This window comes from Xanthomonas sp. F14, assembly GCF_014199865.1.
This window is the reverse complement of sequence record NZ_JACHOM010000001.1, coordinates 1,072,468-1,085,251: the sequence shown is the minus strand read 5'-3', so window position 1 is coordinate 1,085,251 and position 12,784 is coordinate 1,072,468. Positions and strand designations below refer to the sequence as shown.

The 12,784-nt window shown below is 66.2% G+C and carries 9 protein-coding genes and 1 pseudogene; 7 read left to right on the top strand and 3 right to left on the bottom strand.

The window, feature by feature from the left end; translation table 11 throughout:
* Positions 1-40: 40 nt before the first annotated feature.
* The 3 genes and pseudogenes from GGR73_RS04725 to GGR73_RS04715 all read right to left on the bottom strand — a co-directional run.
* Positions 41-532: pseudogene (locus GGR73_RS04725) on the bottom strand (TonB-dependent receptor domain-containing protein); the annotation flags it as partial.
* Between the two features lie 274 nt (positions 533-806).
* The gene (locus tag GGR73_RS04720; RefSeq protein ID WP_054591200.1) at positions 807-1,718 is read right to left on the bottom strand and encodes a CPBP family intramembrane glutamic endopeptidase; all 912 of its coding nucleotides are present in this window, start codon (positions 1,716-1,718) and stop codon (positions 807-809) included.
* Positions 1,719-2,162: 444 nt separating this feature from the next.
* Positions 2,163-5,318 carry a TonB-dependent receptor gene (locus tag GGR73_RS04715; protein ID WP_184455839.1) on the bottom strand — a complete coding sequence of 1,052 codons (3,156 nt, stop codon included), beginning with the start codon at positions 5,316-5,318 and terminating at the stop codon, positions 2,163-2,165.
* A gap of 643 nt (positions 5,319-5,961) precedes the next feature.
* Between GGR73_RS04715 and GGR73_RS04710 the strand changes: the two genes are divergently transcribed.
* The 7 genes from GGR73_RS04710 (at position 5,962) to GGR73_RS04680 (ending at position 12,619) form a co-directional block, all read left to right on the top strand.
* The gene (locus tag GGR73_RS04710; protein ID WP_026064871.1) at positions 5,962-6,702 is read left to right on the top strand and encodes a flagellar motor protein; all 741 of its coding nucleotides are present in this window, start codon (positions 5,962-5,964) and stop codon (positions 6,700-6,702) included.
* A gap of 7 nt (positions 6,703-6,709) precedes the next feature.
* Positions 6,710-7,684, top strand: a complete 975-nt coding sequence (motD, locus tag GGR73_RS04705; RefSeq protein WP_039515497.1) for a flagellar motor protein MotD — start codon at positions 6,710-6,712, stop codon at positions 7,682-7,684.
* A gap of 1 nt (position 7,685) precedes the next feature.
* Complete coding sequence (locus GGR73_RS04700) at positions 7,686-8,468, top strand: ParA family protein (protein ID WP_024937682.1); 783 nt, start codon at positions 7,686-7,688, stop codon at positions 8,466-8,468.
* Positions 8,465-9,802: a chemotaxis protein CheW gene (locus tag GGR73_RS04695; protein WP_184455838.1), complete on the top strand. Its 1,338-nt coding sequence runs from the start codon at positions 8,465-8,467 to the stop codon at positions 9,800-9,802. The genes GGR73_RS04700 and GGR73_RS04695 overlap by 4 nt, the downstream gene beginning before the upstream one ends.
* 103 nt (positions 9,803-9,905) lie before the next feature.
* Positions 9,906-10,214, top strand: coding sequence for an STAS domain-containing protein (locus GGR73_RS04690; RefSeq protein WP_024937684.1), 309 nt, complete (start codon positions 9,906-9,908; stop codon positions 10,212-10,214).
* Positions 10,211-10,576, top strand: a complete 366-nt coding sequence (locus GGR73_RS04685; protein ID WP_002806565.1) for a response regulator — start codon at positions 10,211-10,213, stop codon at positions 10,574-10,576. Before GGR73_RS04690 ends, GGR73_RS04685 begins: the two co-directional genes overlap by 4 nt.
* 33 nt (positions 10,577-10,609) lie before the next feature.
* Entirely contained in the window at positions 10,610-12,619 is a 2,010-nt protein-coding gene (locus GGR73_RS04680; protein WP_039527454.1) for a chemotaxis protein CheA, read from the top strand.
* The last annotated feature ends 165 nt before the right edge of the window (positions 12,620-12,784 follow it).

Here is a 12,784-nt window from a genome sequence, read left to right as displayed (position 1 = left end):
ATACCGCCACGCGGCAGGCATGGGCGCCACACACTGGGACCTAGAACTTGTAAGTCAGCCCCAGGTACGCCAACCGACCCGCGTATCCGCCGGTATAGAAGCGTGCGCAGGTGTCCTCGCCCAGGTGCGAGCGGGATTCCTGCTTGGTCAGGTTTAGCACCGAGGCGGTGAGACTGAGCGCCGGGGTGATGTTGTAGGCCGCGTTGACATCGATCTGGTAGTACGGCTCCTCAAAGACGTTCAGCCCGTTGACCAGGCCTTTCACCAATTCACCGCGACGGTTGTACGACGCGCGTAGCAGCAGGCTGTCGGTCTCGTAGAACACGGTGAGGTTGGTCTGGTTCCCGGCGCTGCCGGGCATGGAGGTCTTGCTGACCTCGGAGCCATCCTCCAGCCGCACCGCGGCCTTGCTGGCATCGTTGTAGGTGTCGTTGAACTGCACACCAAGACCGAACGGCAGCGTGTGCTGCGCGTACAGCTCCACGCTTTGCGAAACTGCGTCCTGGCCGCCGGCCTGGGTGCTGTAGTTCTGAAACCTCAGGGTCAGGTCGACTTCCTTGAGTGAATCTGAGCCCGTTCTTTTGAGTGACCGCTTAGGGTCGGGAGCTGCCCTACCCCCGATAAACATCCCTAATTCTAGTACTGGATAGCAGTTCCCCTACCCTACCGAGAAGCCCCGTAGCGGAGCGTCGACCGGCCCACCGAGCGCTAGCAGACGCTCCATTGCGTGGTCGTCGCCGGTATGGCGCGAACCAGCATCCGATCGGCAAGGGCCCGGACGGGGCGATGCCGCCCGGGCAGTGGCGTTACCTGCTGGTCGGCGAGAAGTTCTGAGCTCCGCGCGTCTTTCGCCACTGGATCCACGCGATCGCGGCGACGAAGAAGACGCTGCACAGGTAACTGCCTTCCGGCCCTTGCGCGCCACCGGTCAGAGCGTCGAGGCCTTGCGGGCGTAGCGCCACCAGCAGCGCCGGCAAGTGCGCATCGATGCCGGTGACGGGCAGTTCGAAGCCGGTCGCGAGCAACCAGTTCCACCCCGCGTGCCAGCCCATCACGCCCCAGATATTGCCGGTCCGCAGCGCCCAGGCGCAGGCGAACAGCGAGAACAGGAACGTGCCGAGCATGACCCGGGGCGGCTGGTGCGGACTGAAATGCAGGAAGCAGAAAACGAGCGACACCAGCAGCACTGCTACCGCGACATTGGTCTTGCGCGCCACCACCGACAGCATCCAGCCGCGGAAGATGACTTCCTCCACGCTCGCCTGGAACATGAAACTCAAGAGCAGCAGACTGATGTGCAGCAGACTGACGGGCGACCGCCAGGCCTGCCCCAAGCCCACCGCCTGCATGCCGCCAGCCATCCAGATCGCGACTACGACCAGCGCGACCGTGCCGAATCCAACGGCCAGTCCGCGAAGGAAGGTTTTCAGCGGCGCCGGACCGGTCAGCCCGATACTCGCCAGCGAGCGCCCTTCGACGAAGCGTACCCAGACGAGCACGGCCGCCAGCGTCGGCGCGAAGCCGATCCACAACAGCGCATACAAGCCAGCGAGGCCGATCGGATCGCCGTGCGGCGTCGACCAATGCTGCGACTGCATCCACCCGTCCAGCGCGATCGTTGGTGCCGCGTTGAACAGGATCATCAGGATCGGCGTTACCCAGGCCCAGGGCAGCCAGCCGCGGGCTGGATCGGGCGAATACAGGGCAACGGGGGTCATGCGGGGCTCCAGGTCGACGTGATCGCCGCTGCAAGTTGCCATCCGCGCGGGGGCGTGGCAATCCGCTTGCGACCAAGCCACAGAAGCCGCCGATGAATCACCCCGATCGCCGACGAAATGGCGCTGAGTCGTCGCCCGTGGTGTCGAAATAACGGGTCGAAATAACGGGCCCAGGTCCACTTCTTTTCAGCAAGGCCCGACTAGATCGCCGCATCGCTCGACGGTTTGACCGCGGTGCGGCAGCCAGCGTCGGCGTGGCCAGCGACGGCACCGGGGACAGGGAGAGCATTCGCACCAACAAAGACCTCATGCGATGAGATCCTGCGGTGAACGACCGCGCACACGCGACGATGTCGTCGCGGACAGCGAACACTGCAGTCCGGCCGTCACCGAACCATCGCGCCCATACCGCCACGCGGCAGGCATGGGCGCGACACGTCGGCGCTAGAACTTGTAGGTCAGCCCCAGGTACGCCAGCCGGCCTGCGTAGCCGCCGGTGTAGAAGCGGGCGCGGGTGTCCTCGCCCAGGTGCGAGCGGGATTCCTGCTTGGTCAGGTTCAGCACCGAGGCGGTGAGGCTGAGCGCCGGGGTGATGTTGTAGGCCGCGTTCAGATCGATCTGGTAGTAAGGCTCCTCAAAGACGTTCAACCCGTTGACCAGGCCTTGCACCAGCTCGCCGCGACGGTTGTACGAGGCGCGCAGCAGCAGGCTGTCGGTCTCGTAGAACACGGTGAGGTTGGTCTGGTTTCTGGCGCTGCCCGGCATGGAGGTCTTGCCGACCTCGGTGCCGTCCTCCAGCCGCACCGCCGCCTTGCTGGCATCGTTGTAAGTGTAGTTGAACTGCACACCAAGACCAAATGGCAGCGTGTGCTGCGCGTAGAGCTCCACACCCTGCGAGACCGCGTCCTGGCCGCCGGCCTGGGTGCTGTAGTTCTGCACGGTGACCGGTTGCCCGTCGACCATCATGTTCACGTCGCTGATGACGTCGACCGCAAAGTTCTCCACGTTCTTGCGGAACAGTCCCACACCTGCCACCGAGCCCGGCTGGAAATACCATTCCAGCCCCAGGTCGAACTGGTTGGCCTTGTACGGCTCCAGGTTCTTGTTGCTGCCCGAGCCGTACCAGCCCTGCTCGCTGGCACCGCCGGTCAGGCGCCGGTCGGCCACGTACTCGGGACTGTAAAACTCCAGGCTGCCAGGCGCGGCGATGTCGTTGTAGCTGGGACGTGCGATCACCTTGGCGGCTGCCGCGCGCAGCAGCAGGTTCTCGGTCAGGTCGTAGGCCAGGTTGAAACTCGGCAGCACGTCGGTGTAGTTGCGGTCCAGCCCGCTGACCACGAACGACTCGGTGCGTTGCACGCTGTCGGACAAACGCCAGTAGCCTTCGGTCCCGCAATAGGTGTCGGCCGGGGCGCCGCCGGGCATGGCGGCGCCCTGCTGGCAGGCCAGCGGATTGCCGTCGGCGCCATCGAAGAAGTAGTCGTTGTAGGCGGTCACCTTGTCGGTGGAATCGGCACGCTGGCCGGTGCGCGCCACCCGCACGCCGACGTTGCCACGCAGCCGCTCGGTGTGGAAGTTGAGTTGCAGGTAGGTGGAATAGATCTCCTCGTCGACGTTGTAGACGAAGTTGTCTTCGCTACGGGTCTGCATCGCGCCGTAGGTCTGGTTCAAGTAGCCGATGTAGCCCGGGAAGTTGATCGCCGGGAACGCGCTGGCGTTGACGCCACCGGCCAGGTTGTCCTGCGCGAACAGCAGGCCCGGCGAGAACTGGGTGGCGATGGCATTGCAGCGCCCGTTCCAGTAGCGGTTGTCGTAGTCGCTCGGATCGGTGCCCGGGCACACCCAGTAGTTGTTGCCGGTACTGCGGTGGATGCCGCCGTCGCGACGCTTGAGGCCGAACTGCAGCGAGTCGACGACCTCGCCATCGAAGTGCCAGGTGGTATCGATCTGCGCGTACTGCTGCTGATTGGTGTTGCGGGTCCAGGACGAGCCGGTCGAGCCCAGGTCGACCTGCAGAATGCCGTCGCGCAGGTTCTGCATCAGCTGCGGCGAGAATGTCATGCTCGGTGTGCCGGTCAGGTCCCAGGCGCTGGCGAAGTTGCCGTTGCTCCAGCTGCCGTCGGCGTTCTGCAGGCGCGGCTTGATCGGCAGGGAGAACTGCAGCTCCGGCCCGCCCTTGGCCCAGGTGCGGCCGACCTTGAACGCCACGTCCACCTGCTCGCCACGCCATTCGCCGCCCAGGTCCACCGTCTGCGACTGCGATTTCTCGATGTTGTAGCTGCCGGTGATCTGCGGCGTCGGCACGGTGCAATCGTCCGAGCCCCAGCCGCCCGGCGGCAGGCCGGCCGCGGCGGCCTGCGCCTCGCTGCAATAGTAGGTCTTGCCCGGACGCAGGCTGTAGGCGGCGCCAGTGACGATGGTGCCGCTGGGATCGAACTGCAGCCCGTCGAGCAGACGGCCGCCGCGCCAGTTGCCGTCGCCGTTATAGCGGGCAATGTTCCACTCGGGAATCTTGATGGTATTGGTCTGCGAGTCCTGCGACAGGTCGAAGCGGAAGTAGTTCGCGGTCAGCGTCAGGTCGTCGGTCGGCTTGAACTGCAAGGTCAGTTGCCCACCCTTGCGCTCGCGCTCCTCGCGTTTGGCGTCCAGGCTGACCGCCGTCGGCATCATGAAACCGGTGTAGTAATTGCTGTTCTGGTCCCAGAAACCGGTACCGCCCCACCAGTTGGCGTTGAAGTCCGACGGATTGCCGTTCACATCGACCGCCGGGCCAACTTCGTCGCGGCCGTACCACTGCCAGCTCTCGGTACTGGCATTGAGCGTGCGAGCGGTGCGCTTCTGCTGCGTGTAACCAACGAAGACACCGAAGCGGTTGTCCTTGTCGTGCCACGAGTACGAACCGGAGAACTGGCCGTCGGTCTTCTTGCTGGTATCCGACCAGGTGCCCTCGGCCGAGACGAAGCCGGAATGTGGCTCCAGTTCCAGCGGGCGCCGCGTCTGCAGGATCACCGTGCCGCCGATGCCGCCTTCGTCGATGCGTGCTTCCGGGGTCTTGTACAGCTCCGCGCTGCCCAGCAGGTTCGACGGCAGCAGCGTGTAGTTGAACGAGCGCGTCGGGTCGCCGTTGGATTCGGCGGTGGCAATGTAGTTGCCGTTCAATTCGGTCAGCACCAGCTCCGAGGACAGGCCGCGCACACTGACGTTCTTGCCTTCGCCGCCGTCGCGGCTGATGACCACGCCGGGCACGCGCTGCAGCGCATCGGCCACGTTCTTGTCGGGGAACTTGCCCACGTCCTCGGCGGTGATCACATCGACCACGGCGTTGGCGTTGCGCTTCTGCTCCAGGCTTTTTTCGATCGCGTAGCGGTAGCCGGTCACCGTCACCGCATCCAGGTCCGTGGCCTGCACCTCGGCCTGGCCGGTGGGCGCCGGGGTGGCGTCGGCCTGCTGGGCGGCAGCGGTGGTAGAGGCGGCGCTCGCGAACAAGACGATGGCGATACCGGCGGACAGCGTGCTGCGGTTGCGTGCGAATGGCATGCAGTTCATTTCGATCATGCTCTCCCAATAGTGATTGGCTTCGGCCGATTCCTGTCGATCCAACGATCCGCCAAGAACGCTGCGCGAAGTGACACAAAAATATCCGGCGCCGTTGCGCCCCCCCTCCTCTTGCGTCCGCTTCCACGCAGATGTAATTAGATCGTTCTAATACCGTGGAAAGCTAAGTAGCACAGCCCATGCGGCAGCGCATTCTGCCCCGCAACAGGCCCGCGGCATTGCAGGGCATCCACGATGGCCGGCCGGCCCGCCACGCTTGCACGCGGCATGGCACGGCCTGCCGCGTTGCCGGCTGCAGCAGCGTGATCGCAGCAAGCAACACACCCTTGCCCGCAACCGGACGCAAGCGGTTTGCCGACGCGCCAGCACACACCTTGTTTGAAACCGAGCTCAGCAATAGGCTGGATCGACGTGGGGGCATCGCCTGCCACACGCCGCTTGGCGGCCATCGCCAACGCGATCGCCACACCGAACATGCGCGCGCTTGTTGCCTGCGTACACGCGCAAGGACGGCGGGGCCTGCTGCGGCATCGATGACACGCCTTGGTCGGAAGCGCAGGCGCCGATGACCTGTCAACCCTGCATCGACGCCAGCGTGGAAGCGGCCCATGCCGCAAAACGACAACTTTCTGGCGCATCGACCGAGTGCGTCTATCAAGTCCGCCGGGCTCGCGCCGATATCGCTTCCATGGACAGACTCAGCATCATCGGACTGGTGCTCGCGATCGTGGCGATCGTGGGCGGCAGCGTGTTGAAAGGCGCCGGCATTTCGTCGCTGTGGTCGCCGGCTGCCTTCGTGATCGTGATTGTCGGCACCGTGGCGGCGATCCTGCTGCACACCTCGCCGGCGGTTTTCCGGCGCGCCTTCAAGATCCTGCGCTGGGTGATCCAGCCGCCGGCCAGCGACCGCCCGCAGTTGCTGGCGCGCATCGTCGAATGGAGCAACATCGCCCGCCGCCAGGGCCTGCTGGGCCTGGAAGACCAGCTCCCGCGCCAGGACGACGCGTTCCTGCGCAAGGGCCTGCAGATGCTGGTCGATGGCGTGGAGCCCGAATCCATGCGGCACATGCTCGAGATCGAAATGGACAACCAGGAGCGTCAGGATCTTGCCGCGGCCAAGGTGTTCGAAGGCATGGGCATCTATGCGCCCACGCTGGGCATCATCGGCGCGGTGCTGGGGCTGATGGCGGTGATGAAGAACCTGGCCGACCCGGCCATGCTCGGCCATGGCATCGCCGCGGCGTTCACCGCCACCATCTACGGCATCGCCTCGGCCAATCTGCTGTTCCTGCCGGTCGCCGCCAAGCTCAAGAGCGTCATCCACTGCAGCACCAACGAGCGCGAAATGGCGATCGAAGGCCTGATCGCGATCGCCCAGGGCGAGAACCCGCGCAACATTGAGTCGAAATTGGCCGGATACTTGCATTAGTCCCGTCATGGCCCGCCGTCGCAAACATCACGAAGACCATGGCAACCACGAAGCGTGGGCGATTCCGTATGCCGATCTGATGACGCTGCTGCTGGCGTTCTTCGTGGTGATGTACGCAATCTCCTCGCTCAACGAGGGCAAGTACAAGGTCATGGCGCAGGCGCTGACCACCGCTTTCGGCGGCTCGTCCACTGCCGCCAGCCCGGTGCAGATCGGCAAGACCCAGACCCTGGGCGCCGATTACGACCGCCCCTCGGTGATCAAGGCCGGCGCGCCGATGGCCGCCTCCAGCGGGCCGACCGACCCCACCCTGCTGCCGTCGATGGCCGCGCAGATGCGCATGCCGGTGTCGCTGCGCAACCAGGCGCAGCTGGCGCGCGCGCAGCGGCAGATGGACGCGGTGGCCCAGCAGCTGAGCAAGACGCTGGCGCCGCTGATCGAGCAGAAACTCATCACCATCCGCCGCAACGACCTGTGGATCGAGGTGGAGATCAACAGCGACATCCTGTTCGGCACCGGCTCGGCCTCGCTGGCCGGCAGCGCCCGCGGCACCCTGTCGGCGCTGGCCGCGGTGCTGCGCGATGCGCCCAATGGCGTGCGCGTGGAGGGGTATACCGACAACCAGCCGATCGCCACCGCACAGTTCCCCTCCAACTGGGAGCTGTCGGCCGCGCGCGCCGCCAGCGTGGTGCACCTGTTTGCCGACGACGGCGTCGCCCCGCAACGATTGGCGATGGTGGGCTATGGAGAATTCCGCGCACGTGCCGATAACAGCACTGAGGCGGGACGGAATGCGAACCGGCGTGTGGTGTTGATCATCCTCGCTGACTCGGCTGGCTCACTCGCACCCGATCCGCCATCGCAGATGCATGCGACCGCCGCCGGGGCGCCCAAGCTTCCCAAGTCTGACGGCGGCCAAACGGCCGTCACCACCGAAAGCGGCACAAGTTCCGTCCCCGCCGTAATTCAAGGAGTGCAGTGAGATGCGTATCTGGGCAATCGCCAACCAAAAGGGCGGCGTCGGCAAGACCACCACGACGCTGGCATTGGGTCGCGGCCTGGCCGCGCTCGGCCACCGGGTATTGTTGATCGACCTTGATCCGCACTCCTCCCTCACCCGCGCGTTCGGTGTGGCGATCGACCCGCCGCCGCGCGGCGTGCTGGACCTGTTCGGCACTCCGCCGAGCGATCTGGCCAGCCTGGCCCATGAAAGCGCCATCCCCGGCTTGTCCTATGTGTGCGCGCAAGCCGCACTGGCCACGCTGGAACGCCGCAGCGCCAACCAGCCCGGCCTGGGCCTGGCGCTGCAGAACGCGATGACCCGGCATGCCGGCCAGCACGACTACATCCTGCTCGACTGCCCGCCCACGCTCGGCCTGCTGATGATCAACGCCCTGGCCGCCTGCGACCGCGTGGTGGTGCCGACCCAGGCCGAGCCGCTGGCGCTGCATGGCCTGGCCAGCATGGTGCGGACTGCCGACATGGTGCAGCGCTCGCGTCGCCGCGCGCTGCCGGTGTCGATCCTGCCGACCCTGTTCGACCGTCGCACCCGCGCCGGCACCGAGACACTCAAGGAGATGCAGGACACCTACGGCGCCGTCGTCTGGGAAGACGCGGTGCCGGTGGATACCCGAATCTGCAATGCCGCCGCACTGACCGTCCCCGCTACCGGCGGCGACTACCAGGGCCGCGGCCTGTCCGCCTATCGCCGCGCGCTGGAATGGGTGCTGGCCGATGACGCGATGCGTATGGAGCAAGCTGCATGAGCAACCACACCGCCAACGGTGAGCTGGACGACTATCTGGAAGGCCTGTTGCACGATGCCGGCGTCGAGATCCCCGCTGCCACCGCTGCCGCCCCTGCTGCCAGCGAGGCTCCGGCGCCTGCGGATGCAGACGTTGCGCTGGCCGAGCCGCCGGTGCAGGCTGCCGCGGCTCCCGAAGCGGCCGCCGTGTCGGAAGCGGCTACCGCCCACGCGGTTGCCGCGGTGGCGAGCGCCGACGCGATCGCTGCAGACTTTCTCGCAGAAATGGACGCCGACCCGGCCTTCGGGGCGCCGGTGGCTGCTGCGCCCAGCGCCGCGGACATCGCTGCAGACTTCCTCGCCGAAATGGATGCCGACCCGGCCTTCGGGCCGCCGGTGGTCGCTGCACCCAGCGCCGCGGATATCGCTGCAGACTTCCTGGCCGAAATGGATGCCGACCCGGCCTTCGGGCCGCCGGTGATGTCCGCGCCCAGCGCCGCGGACATCGCTGCCGATTTCCTGGCTGAAATGGATGCCGACCCGGCCTTCGGGCCGCCGGTGGTCGCCGCGCCCAGCGCCGCGGACATCGCTGCCGATTTCCTGGCCGAAATGGATGCCGACCCGGCCTTTGCCGCCGCTGCACCCAGCCCGTTCATGAGCACCGCCGACCTGATGGCCGAAATGGACGCCGACCCGGCGTTTGCCACCGCTGCCTCCGGCGCGGACCTGCTGGCGGCCGATCTGCTGTCGGAGATGGATGCCGACCCGGCCTTTGCCGATGCTGCACCCGCCCCGCCGGCACCCGCTCCTGCACCGCCGCGCCCTGCACCGGCACCGCACCGCGCACCGCCGTCGCCGATCTATCCGCAAGGCCTGCAGGCGCTGCTGGCTCCCGGCCAGGCCGAGCACATCCAGGCCGAGCGGCGCGCCAGCGAACGCAGTACGCGCTGGCTGCGCCTGCGCTGCGGCGAGCAGACCTACGCGCTGGAATTGCTCAAGGTGCAGGAAGTGGTGCTGCCGGTGCCGCTGCTGCCGTTGCGCGGCACCGCCAGCGCAATGCTCGGCATCATGAACCTGCGTGGTCAGGTGGTGCCGGTGATCGACCTGGGCATGCATCTGGGCTCGGCACCGATCGACATGGATCTGCAGACGCGTGTGGTGGTGCTGGAAGAAAATGGCGAAACCATGGGCCTGCGCGTGTCGGCGGTGGAGGATGTGACCAGCCTGACCGATCAGCAGATCGAGCCGCCGGACAACGCCCGCCTGTGCCGCATTTCCAACAACCTGTTCCGCGGCGTCGCGCGGCTGGGCCATCAACCGATGATCCTGCTCGATGCCAGCCATCTGCTGCATTGATCCAGCGCGCAGCTGACGCGCACCTGCACACGCAACGATTCAGCGTTAAAGCTTTCCCGCCCCCCGCCGTTAGTACGCATAGAACCATCCGTTCGGAGCAACAATGAGCACAGTGACATTGGGTGAGGATCTCGGCATCGAGACCAGCGCCGACCTCAAGCAGAAGCTTGCCGCGTTCCTGACCCAGGACGGCGACCTGGTGCTCAATGCCGGCGACGTCCGGCGCATCCATACCGCCAGCGTGCAGTTGCTCTGCGCCTTTGTGCAGAGCCGCCGCCAGGCGGGCTTGCATACCGAATTCGATGGCTGCAACGACACTTTTAGAGATGCGGCCCGTCTGCTCGGCGTCACCGACGCGCTCGGACTTTCCGCATCCAATGACAACCTGAAATCTGTGGAGAACGCCGCATGAGCGCACGTATCTTGGTGGTGGACGATTCGGCGTCAATGCGCCAGATGGTCTCTTTCGCCCTCACCTCTGCCGGCTTTGCCGTCGAAGAAGCCGAGGACGGCGCCGTTGCGCTGGGCCGCGCGAAGGGCCAACGCTTCAATGCGGTGGTGACCGACGTGAACATGCCCAACATGGACGGCATCTCGCTGATTCGCGAGCTGCGCCAGCTGCCGGACTACAAGTTCACCCCGATGCTGATGCTCACCACCGAGTCGGCGGCCGACAAGAAGTCCGAAGGCAAGGCCGCCGGTGCCACCGGCTGGCTGGTCAAGCCGTTCAATCCGGAACAGCTGATCGCCACCGTCCAGAAAGTTCTGGGTTAATCCTTACTCGCTTCACCATCGGATCTCACGCCCATGAGCATGGACCTGCAACGTTTCCACGCCACCTTTTTCGAGGAAAGCCGCGAAGGGCTGGACGCGATGGAGGCCGGGCTGTTGTCCCTTGAAGAGGGCAACCGCGACCCGGAAATCATCAATTCGGTGTTCCGCGCCGCGCACTCGATCAAGGGCGGCGCGGCCACCTTCGGTTTCGAAGCCGTCGCCGGCCTGACCCACGTGCTGGAGACGCTGCTGGACGAGCTGCGCTCCAACAAGCGCCAGCTCGAACCCAATGCGGTCGATGCCATGCTCGGCTCGGTCGACGTGCTGCGCGCCCTGCTGCGCGAAGCCGAACACGGCACCCCGGCCGACCCGGCCGCGGTCAAGGCCGTGCATACCCGGTTGAACGCCGTGCTGGCCGGCGAAGCGCCGACCGCTGCGGCGGTCGCCAAGCCGAAGGAAGAAGAACCCGAGGCCTGGCATATCGGGTTCACCCCGGCGCCGTCGCTGTTCATGAGCGGCAACGACCCGCTGCGCATCATCCGCGAGCTCGAGCACCTGGGCCCGCTGCAGATTGCCGCACGCCTGGAGCGCATGCCGGGCTTTGAGAACATCGACCCGCTGGAAGCCTACCTGGCCTGGGATCTGGGCCTGATCGGCAAGATTCCGCGCAGCAAGATCGAAGACACCTTCGCCTGGGTGGTGGACGATTGCGAGCTGGACATCCGCCCGATGGCGGTGCCCGGCCCGCCGCCGAGCCTGGCCGTCGAAGCCGCTGTCGCGGCGCCGGTCGCCGTCGCTGCGGCGCCCGCCGCTGCTGCCGAACCTGCCGCCGCTGCTGCTGCCACGCCGGCCAAGGCCGCCGCTGCCGAAGCGGAAACCTCGATCCGCGTCAGCGTCGACAAGGTCGATGCGTTGATCAATCTGGTCGGCGAGCTGGTCATCACCCAGGCCATGCTCAAGCAGGTCTCCACCGGCCTGGACCCGGCGCATGCCGAACAGCTGTTCGCCGGCCTGGATCTGCTCGAACGCAATACCCGCGACCTGCAGGAAGCGGTCATCGGCGTGCGCATGCTGCCGGTGGATGCGGTATTCCGCCGCTTCCCGCGCTTGGTCCGCGACCTCTCCAGCCGCCTCGGCAAGCAGGTGCGCCTGCGCACCATCGGCGAAGGCACCGAACTGGACAAGGGCCTGATCGAAAAGATCGCCGATCCGTTGGTGCACCTGGTGCGCAACTCGATCGACCACGGTCTGGAAATGCCCGATGCGCGTCGCGCCTCCGGCAAGGACGAGACCGGCACGATCACCTTGGCGGCCTCGCACCAGGGTGGTCATATCGTGATCGAAGTCAGCGACGACGGCCGTGGCCTCAATCGCGCCAAGATCCTGGAAAAAGCCGCCGAACGCGGTATCGCCGTGCCGGACAACCCGACCGATGCGCAGGTGTGGGACCTGATCTTCGCACCGGGCTTCTCCACCGCCGATGCCGTCACCGACCTGTCCGGCCGTGGCGTGGGCATGGACGTGGTCCGCCGCAACATCCAGGGCCTGGGTGGCGAAGTGCAGCTGGAAAGCAATGCCGGCAGCGGTACCCGCGTGCTGATCCGCCTGCCGCTGACCCTGGCCATCCTCGACGGCATGACCGTGTCGGTGGCCGGCGAAACCCTGATCCTGCCGCTGGCCTATGTGCTCGAAGCCCTGCAGCCGGCACCGGAAGACATCCGCTCGATGGCCGGCGACGGCCGGGTGCTGCGGGTCCGCGGCGAGTACTTGCCGATCCTGTCGCTCACCGATTACTACGGCTTCGGCGGGCAGCAGTCCTCGCAGGAACCGCTGGTGGTGGTGGTCGAAGGCGATGGCCAGAAGATCGCGCTGGAAGTGGACGAACTGCTCGGCCAGCAACAGGTGGTGGTCAAGAACATCGAGAACAATTACCGCCGCATCCCGGGCGTGTCCGGCGCCACCATTCTGGGCGATGGACGGGTCTCGCTGATCGTGGACATCGGTGGGCTGGTGCGCTCGCTGCGCGTGCCGCAGGCCGCCTGAGTCAGTACAACAACTGCGGCACGGACGCCGCATCGCAACACCTGCAACACATCCAACACCATGGTGTGATGTTTCCGGCGGTCTGGGGCCCGCCGGCAGCGCCGAACCCGCGCGGCATGGCACGACCCGCGGGGTGTCCTAGCCCGCGGCCATGTCCGACTCAGC